This window comes from Colwellia sp. D2M02, from assembly GCF_018860755.1.
Lineage (GTDB): Bacteria > Pseudomonadota > Gammaproteobacteria > Enterobacterales > Alteromonadaceae > Colwellia > Colwellia asteriadis.
Map to the genome: position 1 here is coordinate 28,335 of NZ_JAHKPW010000037.1, position 20,105 is coordinate 48,439.

The 20,105-nt window shown below is 36.9% G+C and carries 19 protein-coding genes; 16 read left to right on the forward strand and 3 right to left on the reverse strand.

The genetic code is table 11. From position 1 onward, the window contains the following. Window positions 1–113 precede the first annotated feature (113 nt). The 3 genes from KO495_RS05825 (at window position 114) to KO495_RS05835 (ending at window position 4,805) form a co-directional block, all read left to right on the forward strand. Window positions 114–1,721 carry a PfaD family polyunsaturated fatty acid/polyketide biosynthesis protein gene (locus KO495_RS05825; protein WP_215979457.1) on the forward strand — a complete coding sequence of 536 codons (1,608 nt, stop codon included), beginning with the start codon at window positions 114–116 and terminating at the stop codon, window positions 1,719–1,721. A gap of 230 nt (window positions 1,722–1,951) precedes the next feature. Then, entirely contained in the window at window positions 1,952–4,024 is a 2,073-nt protein-coding gene (locus tag KO495_RS05830; protein WP_215979458.1) for a bifunctional diguanylate cyclase/phosphodiesterase, read from the forward strand. 295 nt (window positions 4,025–4,319) lie between these two features. Next, entirely contained in the window at window positions 4,320–4,805 is a 486-nt protein-coding gene (locus KO495_RS05835; RefSeq protein ID WP_343817701.1) for a low molecular weight protein-tyrosine-phosphatase, read from the forward strand. 99 nt (window positions 4,806–4,904) lie between these two features. Here KO495_RS05835 and KO495_RS05840 read toward each other — a convergent pair whose 3' ends face one another. Both KO495_RS05840 and KO495_RS05845 read right to left on the reverse strand, forming a co-directional pair. After that, entirely contained in the window at window positions 4,905–5,951 is a 1,047-nt protein-coding gene (locus tag KO495_RS05840) for a 3-deoxy-7-phosphoheptulonate synthase (RefSeq protein ID WP_215979459.1), read from the reverse strand. Window positions 5,952–6,120: 169 nt separating this feature from the next. Next, window positions 6,121–6,930, reverse strand: coding sequence for a pyruvate, water dikinase regulatory protein (locus tag KO495_RS05845; RefSeq protein WP_215979460.1), 810 nt, complete (start codon window positions 6,928–6,930; stop codon window positions 6,121–6,123). A 118-nt stretch (window positions 6,931–7,048) separates the two neighbouring features. Here KO495_RS05845 and ppsA point away from each other — a divergent pair, with 118 nt between their 5' ends. Then, window positions 7,049–9,430, forward strand: a complete 2,382-nt coding sequence (gene ppsA / locus KO495_RS05850) for a phosphoenolpyruvate synthase (RefSeq protein ID WP_215979461.1) — start codon at window positions 7,049–7,051, stop codon at window positions 9,428–9,430. 195 nt (window positions 9,431–9,625) lie between these two features. On the opposite strand, the gene KO495_RS05855 is transcribed toward ppsA, so the two are convergent. Further along, on the reverse strand, window positions 9,626–10,591 hold the full coding sequence (locus KO495_RS05855) for an integron integrase (RefSeq protein WP_215979462.1): 966 nt from the start codon (window positions 10,589–10,591) through the stop codon (window positions 9,626–9,628). 244 nt (window positions 10,592–10,835) lie between these two features. Here KO495_RS05855 and KO495_RS05860 point away from each other — a divergent pair, with 244 nt between their 5' ends. The 12 genes from KO495_RS05860 (at window position 10,836) to KO495_RS05915 (ending at window position 19,809) form a co-directional block, all read left to right on the forward strand. After that, window positions 10,836–11,276 (forward strand): hypothetical protein, encoded by a 441-nt coding sequence (locus tag KO495_RS05860; RefSeq protein WP_215979463.1) that lies wholly within the window; start codon window positions 10,836–10,838, stop codon window positions 11,274–11,276. 107 nt (window positions 11,277–11,383) lie between these two features. Further along, window positions 11,384–11,845, forward strand: coding sequence for a hypothetical protein (locus KO495_RS05865; RefSeq protein WP_215979464.1), 462 nt, complete (start codon window positions 11,384–11,386; stop codon window positions 11,843–11,845). A gap of 113 nt (window positions 11,846–11,958) precedes the next feature. Then, on the forward strand, window positions 11,959–12,393 hold the full coding sequence (locus KO495_RS05870) for a hypothetical protein (RefSeq protein WP_215979465.1): 435 nt from the start codon (window positions 11,959–11,961) through the stop codon (window positions 12,391–12,393). A 492-nt stretch (window positions 12,394–12,885) separates the two neighbouring features. Beyond that, window positions 12,886–14,541, forward strand: a complete 1,656-nt coding sequence (locus KO495_RS05875) for an AAA family ATPase (RefSeq protein WP_215979466.1) — start codon at window positions 12,886–12,888, stop codon at window positions 14,539–14,541. Window position 14,542: 1 nt separating this feature from the next. After that, window positions 14,543–15,403, forward strand: a complete 861-nt coding sequence (locus tag KO495_RS05880) for an HNH endonuclease signature motif containing protein (protein ID WP_215979467.1) — start codon at window positions 14,543–14,545, stop codon at window positions 15,401–15,403. 108 nt (window positions 15,404–15,511) lie between these two features. Beyond that, window positions 15,512–16,231: a hypothetical protein gene (locus KO495_RS05885; protein ID WP_215979468.1), complete on the forward strand. Its 720-nt coding sequence runs from the start codon at window positions 15,512–15,514 to the stop codon at window positions 16,229–16,231. Between the two features lie 911 nt (window positions 16,232–17,142). Beyond that, on the forward strand, window positions 17,143–17,376 hold the full coding sequence (locus tag KO495_RS05890; protein ID WP_215979469.1) for a hypothetical protein: 234 nt from the start codon (window positions 17,143–17,145) through the stop codon (window positions 17,374–17,376). A gap of 170 nt (window positions 17,377–17,546) precedes the next feature. Continuing rightward, window positions 17,547–17,852, forward strand: coding sequence for a hypothetical protein (locus KO495_RS05895; RefSeq protein ID WP_215979470.1), 306 nt, complete (start codon window positions 17,547–17,549; stop codon window positions 17,850–17,852). Further along, the gene (locus KO495_RS05900) at window positions 17,853–18,239 is read left to right on the forward strand and encodes a hypothetical protein (RefSeq protein WP_215979471.1); all 387 of its coding nucleotides are present in this window, start codon (window positions 17,853–17,855) and stop codon (window positions 18,237–18,239) included. It abuts the gene before it with no gap. 129 nt (window positions 18,240–18,368) lie between these two features. After that, the gene (locus tag KO495_RS05905; protein WP_215979472.1) at window positions 18,369–18,662 is read left to right on the forward strand and encodes a hypothetical protein; all 294 of its coding nucleotides are present in this window, start codon (window positions 18,369–18,371) and stop codon (window positions 18,660–18,662) included. Between the two features lie 364 nt (window positions 18,663–19,026). Beyond that, window positions 19,027–19,209, forward strand: coding sequence for a hypothetical protein (locus tag KO495_RS05910; protein WP_215979473.1), 183 nt, complete (start codon window positions 19,027–19,029; stop codon window positions 19,207–19,209). A gap of 84 nt (window positions 19,210–19,293) precedes the next feature. Continuing rightward, a complete protein-coding gene (locus KO495_RS05915) occupies window positions 19,294–19,809 on the forward strand; it encodes a ClbS/DfsB family four-helix bundle protein (protein WP_215979474.1) in 516 nt (171 codons plus the stop codon). The last annotated feature ends 296 nt before the right edge of the window (window positions 19,810–20,105 follow it).

A 20,105-nucleotide genomic window follows, 5' to 3' on the forward strand; every position in this document is an offset into this window, starting at 1 on the left:
GCGGAGTCAAACTCACAAAACCGACAAACTAAAGCAGCGAGCTAGTATTGATCTAGTTTTGAGCAAGCCATTACGTCGCAACGAAAATGAAAAATTTAAGTATAGGAATGAAAATGTCAAACATAGGATTTACACAACGCAATACCACTGATTGGGCATGGCATGTTGATAGCGAAGTATTGAGCACTGACGATAGCGCAATTAAAGCCGCATTATTAAATGTTGATATGCCCGTGTATATTGCCAAAAAGGGTAATGAATTTGCCGTAACGCAAAACAAAAACGCGAGTGAAACGTCTACTAGTACTGAGGTACTGGCATTTGCACAGCAACTTAATCCTGAAAATTTAGGAGATGCCGACTTTAAAGCGCAGCATGGGGTGAAATACGCTTATCATGGCGGCGCTATGGCTAATGGTATTGCCTCTGTTGAATTGGTAGTTGCGTTAGGTAAAGCAGGGCTTTTATGTTCTTTTGGTGCCGCTGGTTTAGTACCTGATGCAGTAGAAGATGCTATTAAACGCATTCAAGCCGAATTACCTAATGGCCCATATGCGGTTAATTTAATTCATGCGCCAGCAGAAGAAGCTTTAGAGCGCGGTGCTGTTGAGCGTTTTATTAAATTAGGCGTTAAAACGGTAGAAGCGTCAGCCTACTTAGGACTAACCGAGCATATTGTTTGGTATCGTGTTGCTGGTTTAAGTGAGAATAGCGATGGCAGTGTTAATATTGCCCATAAGGTTATTGCGAAAGTTTCACGCACAGAAGTAGGTCGTCGCTTTATGGAGCCAGCACCACAAAAGCTACTCGATAAATTACTGGTCCAAGGAAAAATAACACCACTACAAGCAAAGCTTGCGCTACGTGTTCCTATGGCTGACGACATTACCGCAGAAGCGGATTCAGGCGGACACACCGACAACCGCCCGTTTTTAACCTTACTACCAACCATTATTGCACTACGTGATGAAGTGCAGGCCAATTATAACTTTTCTCCAGCACTACGTGTTGGCGCAGGGGGGGGTATTGGTACGCCTGAAGCGGCACTTGCCGCCTTTAATATGGGCGCTGCCTATATTGTACTTGGTTCAGTTAATCAAGCGTGCGTTGAAGCTGGCGCTTCTGAATATACGCGTAAGTTATTAGCCAGTGTTGAAATGGCTGATGTTACTATGGCTCCTGCAGCGGATATGTTTGAAATGGGAGTTAAATTGCAAGTGGTTAAACGGGGCTCTATGTTTGCGATGCGCGCGAAAAAACTCTATGAGCTTTATGTTACCCACGACTCAATTGAAGATATTCCTAGTGCTGAGCGTGAAAAAATAGAGAAACAAATATTTAGAGCAAACCTAGATGAAGTTTGGGCAGGTACCGAGGCCTTTTTTACAGAGCGCGACCCTGAAATGCTTGCCCGTGCACAAAGTAGCCCTAAACGTAAAATGGCCTTAATTTTCAGATGGTATTTAGGCTTAAGTTCTCGCTGGTCTAATATTGGAGAAAAAGGCAGAGAAATGGATTACCAAATTTGGGCAGGTCCTAGTTTAGGGGCATTTAATAGTTGGGTAAAAGGCACTTATTTAGAAGATTACACACGTCGAGGTGCGGTTGATGTTGCCTTACATATGCTTAAAGGGGCAGCTTACTTACAGCGTATAAATCAACTTAAATTGCAAGGGGTTAGTTTAACGACAGACTTAGCAAGTTACCGAGTAGACAACTAACTTAACCCGAACTCGATTTAAGAGATATTGTTAACGAAGAAGTTAGAAAAATAGCCGCGAGATAAACATTTTGAAGCCACAAGCAGGTTAATTTACCGTAAACTTCGATAAAATTAATGAATAACATCCTATAACATTGTTTATATTATGTTATTCATTTTTACATTTAGGTGGCTAATTTAGTGTTGAGGTCTATTATAAAATAAAGGAATGAGAGGGCTCAGTAAAGCATGAAATCACACAGCGTTAACAATGCACTGACACAACAGTATGTTATTAATGATTCACTTCATCAATTGTTTGACGCGGTGAATGTTGTTTCAGTACAAGGATACGATGAAGACCGTCGGGTTATTTATTGGAATGTTGGCAGTGAATTACTGTACGGATATAGCAAAGCTGAAGCCTTAGGTAAAAAAATAGAAGAGTTAATTATTCCTGAAGCTATGTGCGAATTTGTTATTGCAGCACATCGTGAGTGGATAACCAAGGGCGTTGAAATTCCCGCGGCAGAAATTACATTACAAGATAAGTATGGGCAAGACATTAATGTCTTTTCAAGTCATGTTCTCTTTACTAATCAATATAATAAAAAACAAATGTACTGTCTTGATGTTAACTTAGCTGATGTTAAACAGGCACAATCTCAAGCACAGTTAAAAGAAAGAATGGTGAAAACCATTATTGAAGCAATACCCGATTTGTTCTTTTTAATGGAAGTTGATGGAACAATTATTGATTATCATGGCTCTGATCAAAAAAACCTATACTTTGCACCCGAGCAATTTATTGGTAAACGCTTAGTTGAGCTATTACCCAGTGCCGTTGTTAATAAATTTCAAAGTCATATTGATAAAATAATCAACCAAGAGGGCATGATAAGCTTTGAATATGAGCTTAATATGTCACATGGCATAGTCTACTTTGAAGCAAGAGTTAGCTACTTACCTGAATCCCATCAAATTGTCGCTATTATTCGAGATATTAGTGAACAATACAAATCAGCAGAAATAATTAGAAACCAAGCCTATTTTGATAAGTTAACTGGCTTACCTAATCGCTTTTTAGCACTTGATCGTTTATCACAAATGTTAAGCGAAGCTGAGCGTAATCAGGAAAAAATAGCAGTATTGTTTCTTAATTTAGATGATTTCAAAAAAATAAATGACTCGTTAGGCCATGAAACTGGCGATAAAGTGTTAGTACAATCCGCAAGTAGGTTAACCGAATGCTTAGGAGAGGGAGATACTGTAGGGCGCTTAGGGGGCGACGAATTTATTATATTACTACGTGCTACCACTGAGCAGAGTGATGTTTTATCAATTACTGAAAATTTACTCACTAACTTTAGAACCCCCTTTGTTATTGATAACCGTGAGCTAATGATGACCTTAAGTATTGGTGTAGCAACGTTCCCTGAAAATGGCAGTAACGCAGCAGATTTACTGCGTAATGCTGATAGTGCTATGTACCAAGCTAAAAGGTTAGGGCGAAATACCTACTCTTTTTTCTCTAAAGAAATGAATGCCAAAATGTTGCGCCGCTTTAAAATTGAAGAGCAAATGCATGGTGCTTTAGAGCGTAACGAACTTGAATTATATTACCAACCGCAATTTGATGTTAAAAGCCAAAAAATTATTGGCGTTGAAGCACTATTACGTTGGCATAATATTGAGCTAGGTAATGTTACACCCGATGAGTTTATTCCAATTGCCGAGCACACCGGATTAATTATTCCTATTGGGCGGTTTGTATTACAACAAGCACTAAGCTTTTTGTATGAGCTGCAACATATCCATCATAAAAAGCTGACGATGGCGGTAAATTTATCTCCTCGTCAATTCAGAGATGCTGAATTGCTTAGCTTTATTAAAAAATCACTCAGCATAGCCGGTGTTAGCGCCGAATATTTAGAGCTAGAAATAACCGAAGGCGTATTAATGAGTGGCCAATCTCATATTCATGATGCCTTAATTGAAATTAGCAACATGGGTATAAAGCTATCTATGGATGACTTTGGTACGGGCTATTCATCATTAAGCTATTTAAGACAATATGCTTTTGATGTCCTGAAAATAGATCGGTCTTTTATTAATGGCATTCCTGCAAGTAAAGAAGACTGCGAGTTAGTTAATACCATTATTGCAATGGCACATAGCTTAGGGTTAATGGTTGTTGCTGAAGGAGTTGAAACCGCTGAACAGCTTAGTTTACTCGATAAATTAAATTGTAATTTGGTACAGGGTTATTACTTTAGCAAGCCACTCCCAGCCAAAGGTTTACTGAGTTTTCTTGTTGATTAAATTTCTGGCTAGCGGCTATTTTTCGAACTGCTTCGCTAAATTTAATGAGTTTTCCTCGCTACTTATGTTTCACAATTGAAGTCACACTACAGCTATTTAAGTCACGCTTATACCTATACCAAGATAATAATCCTTTAAAATGTTATTAAACAGTTTAATTTATGCTGTTTATTTGTAATGATACCAGCTCTTAATTTTTCAAAAACTTTTCAAAGTCTCATCAAGATTTAAATGTAATATATTGAAAAATGGTTATTTACAGGTTCTGACCTATTGTTAAGCAAGGATTGTTTAGGTGATTGATAATAATGAATTTAAAGGCATCAAGTCTATTTTACTGGTGTGTATGGGCAATATTTGTCGCTCGCCAAGTGCCGAGGCAGTATTACGTCATAAGGCCATGGAACGTGGCATATCTCTTAAAATAGATTCTGCAGGAACCGTTGGTGCACATGCGCGAGAAAAACCTGATCATCGCTCTATTAAAGCAGGTGCTGCTCGTGGTTACTCATTTGATGGCATTAAAGCTCGTAAAGTGGTTGTGCAAGACTTTGTTGATTTTGATTTAGTATTAGCAATGGATGAGAGCAACTTGGCCGAGCTTTATAAATTATCACCCGTAGCGTTTCACCATAAAATTCATTTGTTACTCGCTTTTGCGACTGAGTTAGAAGAAATGCAAGTGCCAGATCCTTATTACGGTGGAGCAAAAGGCTTTGATTATGTACTTGATTTAGTTGAGGCCGGTAGTGATGCTGTACTCGCAAAAATTAGCGACTAGTTGAAGTTGTTTAGGGTTGCTAGCTTAAAAATTATTAGCATTAAAAAAGGAAGCCATGACTTCCTTTTTTAATGAATTTTTGGGTGATAAAATAGGTGGTTAGCGTGTTTTTACTGCATTAGCGAGTAGCTCAAGAATTTCTTCACTAACGGTTAAATCAACACAGGCATCGGTAATACTTTGTCCATAAGTTAGCGGTGTACCTGCTTTTACAGCTTGATTTCCTGGCACTATAAAGCTTTCAATCATAACGCCAAAAATGCTCTTTTCACCATGAGTGATTTGCTCAGCTAAAGAGCGAGCAACATCAATTTGTTTGTTGTGATCTTTGTAGCTATTACCGTGGCTACAATCAATCATAATACTTTGCGACAACGAGGCTTGCTCAAGCTTAGTGCAAGTATCTTTAATATCTTCAGCGTGGTAATTAGGCACTTTACCGCCACGTAAAATAACATGCGAGTATGGATTACCATGAGTTTGATAAATACACATTTGACCGCTTTTATCAGGAGAATACAGCACATGCGGTACGCTTGCCGCTTGAATAGCATCGAGTGCTATTTTAACGTTACCGTCAGTACCGTTTTTAAAGCCAACAGGACAAGATAACGCTGAGGCTAATTCACGATGAACTTGGCTTTCAGTCGTTCGAGCACCAATAGCGCCCCAACTGATCAAATCAGAAATATATTGACCGGTAACCATGTCTAAAAATTCAGTACCAGCAGGTAAACCTAGCTCATTTATTTCAACCAATAAATTACGTGCTAACTTTAAGCCCTTAGCAACATGAAATGATTTATCTAAATCAGGATCACTAATTAACCCTTTCCAGCCAACTGTTGTGCGTGGCTTTTCAAAGTAGACGCGCATAACAATCAATAATTCGTTTTTGTATTTGTCACGTAATACGGTTAACTTTTTAGCGTAGTCAATTGCTGCGGCGGTGTCGTGAATTGAACAAGGGCCAATAACAACCAATAAGCGCTTGTCTTCACCGCTGATCACCGCTTCAATTTCTTTACGGCTTTGCATAATAAAGTCAGCAGTGGCTGCACTTAATGGAATTTGCTCAGCAAGCTCAGCAGGCGAGGCTAAATTTTCAATTAGCGTAGTACGTAATTCATCAGTTTTAATGGTCATGTAGTTTAAATTTTTTAAATTGGTGCGTTTATATACGCTAAAAACAACGTATAAAGTATTTTATCGCGCTAACATAGCTAAATTCACTACTAATGTGAACCGTTTTACTGATAAAAAACCAATAAAAGTACCAGTGCTCCGATACTCCCTTGCTATTAGTTAGCACAAATTAGTATTTATATCGTTGTAAACCTGTTTGACTAAGCACTTTGGCGGCAATTTCTTCAACCGATAGTTTGGTGGTATTGATAAAAGGAATTTTCTCTTGTTTATAAAGTTTTTCAACTTCTCGTACTTCCATACGGCACTGCCTTGCTGACGCATATTGGCTATGCGCCAGTCTACCTTCTCGGATGTCAATTAACCGCTGTGGGTCGATGGTTAAACCAAAGAGCTTTTTTTTATGTTCTTTTAAAAAAGCAGGTAAAGATAAGTTTTCCATATCATCATCAGTAAAAGGGTAGTTAGCTACTTTTACTCCGTATTGCATTGCCAAATAAAGTGAGCTTGGGGTTTTTCCAGATCGTGAAACACCAATTAAAATAACATCGGCCTGTTCAAAATTGGTAATACTACTGCCATCATCATTTGCCAGCGCGTAATTAACCGCATCAATTCGGTTATCGTAGCTATTCTTATTAATACTGTGTGTGCGGTGTGCTTTGGGACAAGCTGTTATTTGTAACTCTTGCTCGAGTGGTTTTACAAAGTGTTCTAAAAAGTTATAAATAACGCCATCGCAACTATCAATAATTTCACGTACTTCAGGGTTAACAAAGGTATGAAACACTAATGCTGGCTCACCATTTTGGTTACAAACCTTATTAATAAGCGCTTTAGTGGCTTGTGCTTTTTCAACTGTTTCAACAAACGAAATAGTGCGATGTTGAAATTGCATTGGAAATAACGAGAGTAAAGCATGACCAAAAACTTCTGAAGTAATGGCTGTACCATCAGAAATATAAAAAACGGTGCGCATTATTTAATCCTTAAAGTATGGTGAGCTTGTATTTATGTTCTATTCTTAACATGCGTTTACTCACAAAAAACCGTACAGCATTAATGATAGCAATATCGTCAAAAAATGGAGATTTATTATGCAAGAGAATATTCGTTGGTATAGAGACTTAGGCATGAATGATGTGGAGTGTGTTGGCGGTAAAAATGCTTCGTTAGGTGAAATGATCTCAAACTTAAGCAGCGCCGGTGTACAAGTACCTGATGGCTTTGCAACGACAGCTTTTGCGTTTAATGAATTTTTAGAGCAAAGCGGCATTAATGAAAAAATATACCAATTGCTTGATGGCCTTGATGTTGACGATGTTAATGCGCTAAGCCAGTGCGGAAAAACCATTAGACAATGGATTATTGACACCCCTTTTTTACCTGCAATGCAGCACGATATTGAAGCGGCCTACGCCACTTTGGCTGATGGCTATGCTAGTGATGCCTCTTTTGCGGTTCGCTCATCGGCAACTGCAGAAGATATGCCAGATGCCTCTTTTGCAGGACAACAAGAAACTTTTTTAAATGTACGTGGTTTTGAGTCGGTAATGATTGCCATCAAGCATGTATTTTCGTCACTGTTTAATGATAGAGCTATTTCATACCGTGTTCACCAAGGCTATGATCACCGTGGTGTTGCCTTGTCGGCAGGTATTCAACGTATGGTACGCAGTGATATTGCCTGTGCGGGTGTTATGTTTACCTTAGACACTGAGTCGGGCTTTGATGATGTTGTTTTTATTACCTCTAGTTTAGGCTTAGGCGAAACCGTTGTGCAAGGTGCAGTAAACCCCGATGAATTTTATGTACATAAACCCACCTTAGCCAAAGGCAAGCCCGCTATAGTACGTCGCAATATTGGTAGCAAGGCAATTAAAATGGTGTTTACCGATTCGCAAGTTCATGGTGAGCAAGTTGAAACATTAAATGTTAACCCAAATGAAGCTAATGCATTTTCCTTAACGGATGAAGAAATCACACAGTTGGCAATACAAGCGGTAACGATAGAAAAGCATTATCAGAGACCAATGGATATTGAATGGGCAAAAGATGGTGTCGATGGCAAGTTATATATAGTACAAGCTCGGCCTGAAACGGTAAAAAGTCGAGAAAATAGTAATGTAATGGAAGAGTTTCAACTCAACAGTAAAGAGCAGCTTACGGTGGTTTGTGAAGGGCGCTCAATTGGTCACAAAATAGGGGCGGGCACAGCTAAGGTTTTATCGTCACTGGCTGAAATGGATAAAATACTACCAGGAGATGTTTTAGTCACAGATATGACTGACCCTGACTGGGAGCCTATTATGAAACGCGCCTCGGCCATTGTAACTAACAGAGGCGGGCGTACATGTCATGCTGCCATAATAGCTCGAGAAATGGGTATTCCTGCGGTGGTAGGTTGTGGCAATGCAACAAGTTTAATTCATACCAATGATGAAGTTACGGTATCGTGTGCTCAAGGAGATACTGGCTTTATTTATCAAGGTAACATTAGCTATGAAATAAATACTTCACAAATTGAGACAATGCCTGATATACCAGTAAAAATTATGATGAATGTTGGTAACCCCGATCGCGCTTTTGGGTTTGCTAAACTACCTCACCATGGGGTTGGTTTAGCGAGACTTGAGTTTATTATTAATAAAATGATTGGTATTCACCCAAAGGCCTTACTTAATTTTGATGAGCAAGCGCCAGAATTACAAGCAGATATTAACGATATTATTGTTGGTTATAACAGCCCAGTAGAATTTTATATTGCAAAGTTAACAGAAGGTATTGCGACGTTAGCAGCCGCTTTTTATCCCGAAAAAGTCATAGTGCGAATGTCAGACTTCAAATCAAACGAATACGCTAATTTAGTGGGCGGAGAATATTATGAGCCTGAAGAAGAAAACCCTATGATAGGTTATCGTGGGGCCGCCCGTTATGTATCTCCAGACTTTAAAGGCTGCTTTGCTTTAGAATGCCAAGCAATGAAACGTGTTAGAGATGAGATGGGTTTTACCAATGTAGAGGTGATGATTCCTTTTGTTAGAACGGTTGATGAGGGGGCGCAAGTTATCGCAATACTTGAACAAAATGGCTTGCAACGTGGCATAAATGGCTTGCGCGTAATTATGATGTGCGAGTTACCAAGTAACGCCTTACTCGCCGATGAATTTTTAAACTTGTTTGATGGCTTTTCTATCGGCTCAAATGATTTAACACAATTGACTTTAGGTTTAGATAGAGACTCAGGTCTAGTCGCCCACTTATTTGATGAACGAAACCCCGCGATTAAAGCTTTACTGTCAATGGCAATTAAAGCCTGTAAAGATCGAGGGAAATACGTGGGAATATGTGGACAAGGGCCCTCTGATCATGAAGACTTTGCAGCATGGCTATTAACGCAAGGCATAGAAAGTTTATCGCTAAATCCTGATACCGTGATCCCAACATGGCTTTACCTAGCTGGAAAAACAAAGCAATAGAAAATCTGTGATTAAATATAAGCGATACAACAGATAAATTGATTTAAGTTAAGCTCATTAGTCAACGCTATACGCTTACAATTGCTATGTTAAATGACTATTTTTACGATAATAATATTGATTCATATATCGATATTATTATCTTTTTTAATGAAGATTGAAGATTGAAGATTGAAGATTAGTAGCTGACAAATGCTATAGCAGATCTGATAACGGACTGCGGACACCATGACCGCCATGCTCAATAACATGGGTATAAATTTGCGTGGTGCGAATATCGGTATGCCCTAGTTGCTCTTGCACTGTTCTAATGTCTGCTCCGCGCTGTAATAAATGTGTTGCGAAAGAGTGTCTTAGTGTGTGGCAGGTGACATTTTTTTCAATACCTGCTTGTTTAGTTGCTATTTTTACCGCTTTACGCAGTACGGTTTCATTAATATGGTGTCGTCTTGTTAGTTCACTTTCAGGATCAATACTTAAGCGAGTAGAAGGGAACAAATAATGCCAACCAAGCTCTTGGCTTGCTTGTGGAAATTTTCGCGTTAATGCAAATGGGAGCCAAACTCCTCCGTAGTTATGTTTAGCACTATCAATCTCATAATAGCTTTTGGCTAAGGCTATTTGTTTTTTTAACCCATCGTGTAACTCTTTAGCTAACGTAACTCTACGATGTTTACCGCCTTTACCATACCACACTTGTACAGCGTGATAATCAAAGTCGATATCGTTAATACGTAAGCGAACCGCCTCCATTAAACGTAAACCACTGCCATACATTAGTTTGCAAGGTAGCATGTATTTGTCACTTATGTTCTTTAATAAATTGGACACTTCATCGGGTGTTAAAACACAGGGCAGCTTCGGGCTTAAATGACTCTTATTGAAGTTTAACGATAATGTTAATGGGGATTTAAGCACATGTTCGTACAGATAAACTAAGGCGTTAAGTGCTAACGATTGCGTACGGGGCGCGACATTTTTATTGTTGACCAAATATGATAAAAACATTTCAACTTCAGCATCATGGGTTTGGATAGGGGGTTGCTTATGAGTAAAATTGATATAGGCTTTTATCCAGTAAATATAAGATTCAATAGTGCGCTTAGCATAACGTTGCATACGCATTTGCTCTATAACGATGGTTAAAAATGGCGATGACATTATGAATCCCAATTAATTACTGTTTTTATATACAGATTAGTCGTGTTTTAATTTTACGCAAGAAATAGAGCAAAATGCACGCTTTCTACGCAACTTAATGATTATGCACTAAGGTGAACTTAACTTATTGATTCGGTGTGATTACTCGTATAAAGTTGTTAACAATTAATTTTTACGGGGAAAGAGCGCAACTGGAAAAGGGCGCATTTTTCCTCCTAATAAACTGTTATAAGCCAGGAGTAAAATGGATTTTGTAATCAAGCCGAATGATGGAATTGGCCCCATAAAACTTGGAATGCTTAGAAAGCAAGTTAAAGAGTTGCTTTCCAAATATTTCGTATCTTCAGAAGGTTCTATTGATTATTATTTTGAAAACAGTCTTCAAATTGAATTTGAAAATGAATTAGCTAATTTCATCGGTATATCACAAAGTAACTTTTACAATGTTATATATGAAAATATTGATGTTTTTAAAACTGATGGGAGTGAACTATTTCGTTTAATAGCTTCAAATGAAACAGGAAGTCATACATTAAATGCATCTGAGTATATGTTTCCTGAGCAAATAGTTACTTTATGGGATTTAGATTCGCAATACGATCATATTGGTAATTACAAAAAGGCCGTTTGGGCACAAATTGGCATAGGTACAAATTCGTATCTCCAATTCGTAAACGGCTTATAACAAGTTGCTTAAACGGACGTGTAACAGTTGGCTCACGCTCGTACCTCGCAAGTTTAGCCAACTGTTCCACGCCGCTTAGCAAGGCGTTAGCTTTACAGGAGAAAACTTTGAAACATTTGTTACTTCCAATTTTACTTTCTTTTTCTTTTATCTCGTATGCCGATGATAAATCAGATATCGATAATTTAGCCAATCCTGTAATTGAGCTATTTGAAAAAGGAGAATTGAGTAAAATTGCTTCAACAGCTTTATCAAAAAGCTCTGTTTCTGATTACATAAGTAAATCAGACATGGATCAAACTGACAGTCAGTTTGAAGGTAATTTCAAAATAATGGGAGAATTCTTTAGTTCTGAAATACTTCACGAACAAGGAATAGAAGGAACTTTTATAGCTCGGTGGTACCTTTTGAAATTTCAACGTCAACCCGTACTTTTACACATAGAATTCTATAAAGCAGATAAAAAATGGAATGTTCATTCTATTCAAATGGTAACAGAGCTCGATGACTTTATTGAAGAGAGAGGCAAATTAGACTTAGGCCTTAAAGGGGCTAAGCTCCACAAGTAAAGCTAACAAGGCATTAAAGTCGGACTTGTAACAGTTTGCTCAGTTCCGCTTCGCTTCACATTTTAGCAAACTATTACAAGCCGCTTAATGTGGCGTTATATTGCCGGAGAATTATGCACTATCTGCTAGTTCTAATCATGTTGCCTTTTTTAGCTTTTGCCAATTCTGTATCTATTTCTACGAAAGTATTAACGCAAAGTGAAGCTAGCAATTTTGGTATAAATAGACTTGTTTCAGGAAACCAAAGTAATTGGATTGTTTTGGTATACCCGCACCAAGCAAACGATGGCCAAAAGTTAACAGAAATCATTGTAACCCTTAGTGAGTCGGGGGAACGTATAACTACATTTCCTGCGCAAATTAGAAACTTTGAAGTTGCACCATGGAAGCGTTTAGATTTAGTGCTAGAGAAGCACTCTAAACGTATTATGCAAGTTGAAATTACTTATGGTTCAAAAAGCTACATTGTCGAGAATGTCATGAATTTACAAGCACTTGAATATGAGCAGTTTACACGGCAATATAACAAGCCAATTAAGCGGGACTAAAAACAGTTTGCTCGGTTTCGCTTCGCTACACATTTTAGCAAACAATTTTTAGCCCCTTATTGGGGCGTTATGCGTCAGATGCGAATTCGAATAAAATTATTTGTTAGGTTTGGCATTTTACTAAAAATTCTGCGTTTGTTGCCTTTTCTTTACCTTGGTAACTTACGCGCAATAATTCTGTTTCAGCTTTTAGTTAAACAGTTTTTCGCCAAAATAGGGCAGTTATAAAAGTCACTGTAATTCAGTGGCTCAAAATTCATGGTTTTGTGGGTTGCACTGAGGTGTTTTTTACTACTGCTTTTGCTGCCACGAAATTTTATATACGTTGTGCGGTTTGTGGTTATTGCTACCAGTCGCATAACAAGGTGCTTAAAAGGACTAAAACAGTTTGCTCGTTTTTTGCAAAGCAACGCAAAAAAGCCAGCCAACTATTTTAGCCTCTTAGCAAAACGTTAGCCGTCTCCAGCATTTACCGTAATCAAGGGGTTTATTTTGATCCGAGTTATTTCTCCATCCTCCACAAATAACAAGAAAGAAAAAAGTATCAAGTTCTACTTGCGACAAGATAATTGGAATGATCATAGCTTCCAAACGCAGTATCAATTATTTTTATCTGGTGCATTTAGCTCAGATGGAGAGCCCGTTTCTATTGGAGATGTCAAAATCCTTAAAAAAGGTCAAGAGTCTAGCGACTCTCATGCGCTTGTCGTTGGAGATATAGATAGTCTTGGCTCAGAATTTTGTTCTTTAGGCCAGTCTTTAGATTATTATGAACGCTTAGCTAATATTGACTCTGCTTTAAGAGATTACATATTTTCTGCGTTGAATGATGTAGTTATAGAACCAAAATTAAAAGAGCCTTTTGCTAAGGAAGAAGGTTGGGGTACTTCTGTAATGAGGTATATCGATGAAAGTGATGATCTCTTTATATTACCGCCGATGATGATCAGTAAAGATTATCAAAAATTACCTAGTATTGATTTAAGCTTTAAATTTAGCAATGAGTCATTAATCTCTCCGATAGAGTTTAACTTCGACTCACCAGAATATTCTCACCGTAGTAAGTTACCTAGTAGAGTTATTGTGTTAGTAGGAAGGAATGGCTCAGGTAAAAGTACACTACTGTCAAAGATTTCGCGAGTAGCTTTTGCTTCTGGAGCGGACCGAAGAGACCCTGTACTTCGCGAAGTTGGGGAGTTTGAACCTGTTGGATTGGGTTTCCCTAAAATAATTAACATTTCATATAGTGCATTTGATAGCTTTCAGGTGCCTGGAATATATATCCATGAAAAAGAACAAATACTAAAAGATATGGATAATGGTCAAGGAAGATATATATTTTGCGGTATAAGAGATATATGTAAAGAGCTAGATACTTCAATTGAGAACTTTGAGCGAGATACGCGAGGAAAACTCACTAAAGATGAAATTTTAAAAGATCGCCAATCATTCACAAACCTTAAATCAATAGAGATTCTACTGTCTGAAGTTGAAGGTTTGGTTGATAAAATTACTGATTTGAAAAGGGTAGATATTTTATTCGCGGTATTCAAGATCTTATCAAAAGAAAGTTCTTTTTATGATCTATTTAAAAGTATAGATTTTGATAATTTATCTAGCAGCTTATCAGATGTGTTTAGTAATTCTTCAACAGGCCATAAGTTCGTCATACATTCAATAGTTAATATTATTTCTCATGCTGATAAGCGTAGTTTGGTTTTATTTGATGAACCAGAGACACATCTTCACCCACCTCTATTAGCTGTCTTAATGAGCTCAATCCGGTATGTATTAGAACAACTGGACGCTTTTGCTATAGTTGCTACCCATTCCCCTGTTGTTGTTCAAGAAACATTAAGTAGACATGTAAACATTATTAGAAGGCGTGATGATGTTACGAAAATTATATCACCTGAAATACAAACATTCGGCGAAAATCTTGCGTCCATCACATCTCATGTCTTTAGTCTATCAAGTGAGGTAACAGATTTTCACTATGAATTAGACAATGTAATAACAGAACTTAGGACAGGGTTTATAGTTCCAGATAATTCTGAACTAATAAGTAAGGTAGAAAAGCTATTTGATGACGGAATGAGCATGCAGGCTAGAGCTTATGTTATGTCAGCCTTGTTCAAGGAGAAGTAATATGTGGTCACTGCCATTACCTGATAATGAAAATAGTAGAGAAATCATAACCACAGCGTTAACGTATAAAAATGGTGATCCTAAATATCAACTAGAAGAAGAAGAATATGAAACGTTAATTTCCACATATGATCGATATGAAGAACTCAATGGAAAAGTTCATGATGATTTACTTGCAAATACTTTATCTGATGAAACAAAACAAGCAATTCATGATGGTTACAGTGAAGTGCAAGAAAATAAACGTTTAACAGATTATCGTTCAGCATTACTATTATCAGCTGAACGCTGTCCTTGCTGTAGCATTAGCGCTGCTGACGAATTAGACCATCATTTGCCTAGATCAATATACAAATCATTAGCTCTATATTCTAGTAATCTTGTTCCTATGTGTCACAAGTGTAATAACAAAAAAAGGACAGCCGCAGGTACAGAACCTTCAAATAGTTTTCTTCATATATATTATGATCAGATCCCTACTGAGGATAGGTTTGTAAAAGCAAATGTTGAATTAGTCGATGGTAAGTTAAAAGTTTCATTTGAAATAGAAAATATAGAATCTTTGGATGATGACTTATATGAAATGATGACGTTTCAATCAACGAGAGTTAATCTAAACGATAGGCTTTTAAAAGAAATCAATCTCTTCTTAACACCATTTTATGTATCTATGGAGCCACTTTATGAAGTTACATCTGAACCTAATATGATAAAAAACCTTTTATTAGCTGCTGAAGGGAAGTTCAATTCTACGATGGGACTTAATGATTGGCGTTCATCATTACTTTACGCTTTAGCACATAACCATGAATTCTGCGATGGTGGCTTTAGAAATGCATTGGGTGTTATAGAAGACGGCTAACAAGGCAATTAAACGGAACTAAAACAGTGGGTTAAGTTTCGCTTCGCTACACATCATAACCCACCATTTTAGTCCGCTTATTGCGGCGTTAACTGGCTTGGAGGCTAATTGAATCTATACACCAAGCATCACATTCAGAGGTTTTTTCAAAAATATAATGAACGAAGTTTTTGTCAAGATGACGTCGCGTTATTTATAGTTTTGATTCGAGATTATACGCCCAAAAACACTGTCTTTAGAGAGCTAGGGGATTTCCTTGCGCATCCAGACAAAAAAACTAAAGGGCTAGTGATCGATAGCTTTCAACCGATAGCTGATTTTTTTGATGACAATACAGAGTCAGTTATGAGCGGCATCGATATAAATATTGAACGGCCAAGTGGAATTCGTGTTCTAGAGGATATCCAAACTAACCTTAATAACATTTTTAAAAAAGTGAATTTAAGCTTTAATATCAAAGATAAAAATGATTTACCATTTAGAGACTTTATCTTTTGCATCATCTTTTTATTAGGAAACTTTAGACTCAAAATAAATAAAAAGGTGTTAGATTTAAAAATCTCTTACGGAAATTCATTAGCGCTATCAATTTCATACGAGAGTAGCACTGTTAAAAGAAATTTTATAACTCTAAATGTTTTGTTCTTAAATACCGTTTGGATAACGAATTGTGGAGATTACTCAAAAGACTTGAAAGACCATATTGCGCGTAGGTTCTCTAACGGGTGTTTAGGAGCAATACATTACTCTCAAGATGTAAGTGATTTATCAACGGATATGAGTTCATTCCCTAAAGGGGAGGTTTGGCCTTTACCTGATTATAGATAAAAGCCAGTTAACAAGTTACTCAAACGGACGCTAAATTGTTGGCTAGCGCTCGTTCCTCGCAATTTTAGCCAACAATTTAGCGCCGCTTAGTAAGGCGTTAGTTGCCCGCACTAATTCGAGTAAAATTATTTGTCGTTTAGTGCATAACATAAGCTTTTGCGCTTGGTTCAATTCTTTGGTTTGGCAATGGAAGTGCCTTTTAATATTTACTTCCTTTTTGCCAATCAGTTTTCGCCTTGCGTAGTTTAGTGATTAAATTGCTTTAGTTGTTAAGGCTCAAAGTTCACGTTTAGATGTTTATTGCGGAGGCGTTTATTGGCTCTTTCTGCCATCCCGTAAACATGGTAACTTGTTGTAAAGTTGGTGCTTTTAACTACCAGCAACTAACAAGCCACTCAAAAGGACAAAAAACAGTTGGCTTTTTGCTCCTTCGTCGCTAATTTTAGCCAACAATTTTTTGCCTCTTAGTGGGGCGTTATGCGTCAGATGCGAATTAGATTAAATTTATTTGCTAGATTTGACGTTTTACCAATAGTTTTGTCGTTGTTGCCTTTTCTTTAACTTGGTAACTTACGAGCAATAATTCTGTTTCAGTTTTTGGTTAAACAGTTTTTCGCCAAAATAGGGCTGTTATAAAAGTCACGGTAATTGAGTGGCTCAAAATTCACGGTTTTGTGGGTTGCACTGAGGTGTTTTGTACTTCGGCTTTTGCTGCCATGAAATCTTATATAAGTTGTGCGGCTTGTGGTTATTGCTACCAGTCGCATAACAAGGTGCTTAAAAGGACTAAAACAGTTTGCTCGTTTTTTGCAAAGTAACGCAAAAAAGCCAGCCAACTATTTTAGCCTCTTAGCAAAACGTTAGCAGTTTTTCTAAGTTAAGTATTTTAAAATAATAATGGAGATTCAATCATGGATGAAAACCAATCAAATAAACCTGTATTAAACTTTCTAATTCCATTTTTAGTTGCGTACTTGGGGTCAAAAGGTATCTTTTACTATTTTTCTTTTGAGTACTCTGTATTTTCTGATGCATTTGATATTCAAAAATTACTCATAGATCTAGGCGTTTTTGCGGTGTTATTTTATTTAGGTACAATTCTGGCAAGATATTTAATTAAGACCAAAAGCAAGCCTGTGCAATAAACTGCTAACAAGGCACTCAAAAGGACAAAAAACAGTTGGTTTTTGCTCCTGCGTCGCCTATTTTAACCAACTAATTTTTGCCTCTTAGCGAGGCGTTAGCAATCTTGTCTATCCATGCAGCACTCATACTTGTTATAATCTAGGCATCCAATTCATAAACTGAAAAAACAATGGCAAATAAAGATATTTACACCTCAGTTAAGAGCTATAAAGAAAGTATTGATAGCTTATACGACACCTCATTAAAAGAGCGTGATGACATAGTTGATAAATTCGAAGGTTTTATTAATTGTGACTCCATGAAAAGTAAATATGATGAGTTAGACTCTGAAAAATATGATGAGTTTGATAAAAATCTATTTAGTTTTTTATCCGATATATTCGATGTCATTGAAAGTGACTCCTTACAGAAAGAGTACAAAAAGAGCCTTAATAAATATAAAACGCTTCTTAAAGAAATTAAGGAGATTGATTAAATGGCTACTTTAAGCTGGAAGGAAATTAAACAAAAAACCAGACCCCATAACAACCCACTAAATGAAAACTCCTCAGAAGTAAGTAATTTAGAAAACGAAATAGAGAAAAAATTTAAAGAGAAAGAACATAGTGCAAGAAGCTGGTTAACTACGACATTCATTCTCGGTCTCTTTATATTAATAATATTAGCCGGATTCTATGTGGTTTATTACAATGAAAATGTTTTAGCTATTAGCTTAAAGCTTAAAGAAAGTAATATTGATTTAGACACAGCATCGCTAAAATTTCTTTCTTTCGACTCAATTTTTAGCCTTATATTCAATAGCTTCGGAACACCTTTAGGCTTTATAATTGGTTACTATTTTAAAGAAAAAGTGACTAAATAGGGTGCGATTGCTAACAAGGCAATCAAACGGACTTGTAACAGTTGGCTTTCCGTTCGTGCCTCACTTATTCTAGCCAACTATCACAAGCCGCTTATTGCGGCGTTAGCAGTATCAGGAGTGTTGTTCTAAATGGATTCACCAGAGTTATCAATCCTATTATTAAATCTAGTAATAGTTTTAGTTGCGTACCTTTCTGTTTACCCTAAGTTAGCTGGAAATAGTTTTAATAAAATTTCATTTTATGACATGTTCACTTCAGGTTTTGCATTATTGGTAGTAGGTTTAAATTATTGGGGCAGTGGACATGAATTTAGTTTGCTCACTTTTAATGTAAATTGGTTTTGGTTTACTCTAGTAACTTACGGAGCAATCGAAATACCTATCGCTATTTGGTACTTCAAAAAACAAGATGTTAAAGTGTAAATACTGCTAACAAGGCACTCAAGCAGGACAAAAAACAGTTGGCTTTTTGCTCCTTCGTCGCTAAGTTTAGCCAACAATTTTTTGCCTCTTAGTGAGGCGTTATATTTTTATCGGAAAGTTGATGCCTATATCACTTAAATTCACTTTAACATTTTTACTCAGTTTTCTTCTTACCTCTGTAAATGTTGCTACCCTGAGAACTAACTTGTTAGATGTTGGTTGTGAGCCAAAGTTTAAATGCCTTTGCTCGTTAAGTTGTTTAATAACACCGATAATAATTTGTACATTAATTCTGGGGGGCTCATTTTTATTAGTTTATTGGTTATTTGCTAAAGGTAAATTTAAGCAAATAAATAAGCATCAAATGCTCATATTGTCTGTAATTGGTGCTTTATTTGGTTTGTTAGTGTTTGGCTATCCGTTGGTTACAATAATTATTATTTATGGCGGCTATTACACTATTTGGTTACCGTTAAGTATCATTCTCAGTGTTATGGCAATTCAGTTGTCAAAAAAATATAACAAGTCGTTAAAGCAGGACAAATAACAGTTGGCTTTTGCTCCTGCGTCGCTTATTTTAGCCAACATATTATTTGCCTCTTAACGAGGCGTTATGTGAATGGAGTTTTAATTGTCATCTGTACCTAAAAATAAAGCAGAGTTACAGAAATCAATAAGCGTAGCTTTCCAAAAAATATTAGCCGATTATGCAACAATTCCTTCTAAGGTTTCACGTGAGATAGGTGTTATTGGAAATGTTAAAGGAACTGAGATTAGTGTTAGTGATACTATTTCTTATCTAATTGGTTGGGGTAAACTAGTTTTAAAATGGTACGATTTAAAATCTAAAAACCAACCTGTTGATTTTCCTGAGACTGGATATAAATGGAGTGAACTAGGTAAATTAGCTCAACACTTTCACTCGGAATACCATGATTGGTCTTATGACAATCTCATTAAGGAGTTCACGGCTACGACAGATCGTATTTTAGTATTGGTTGAATCTTTAGATAATCAAAAACTTTATGGTGAAGCTTGGTTCGAGAAATATACTTTGGGGAAAATGATTCAATTTAATACATCATCACCAATGGCGAATATGCGTGGCAAAGTAAGAAAGTTCAAAAAGCTGAATGCTATTAAATAGTAAATTCACATAACAAGCCACTCAAGCAGGACAAATAACAGTTGGCTTTGTTCGCTTCGCTCTCTATTATAGCCAACTATTATTTGCCTCTTAGTGGGGCGTTATGCGTCAGATGCGAATTCGATTAAATTTATTTGCTAGGTTTGGTGTTTCACTAAAAATTCTGTATTTGTTGCCTTTTCTTTACCTTGGTAACTTACGCGTAATAACGCTGTTTCAGCTTTTGGTTAAACAGTTTTTCGCCAAAACAGGGCGGTTATAAAAGTCACTGTAATTCAGTGGCTCAAAATTCACGG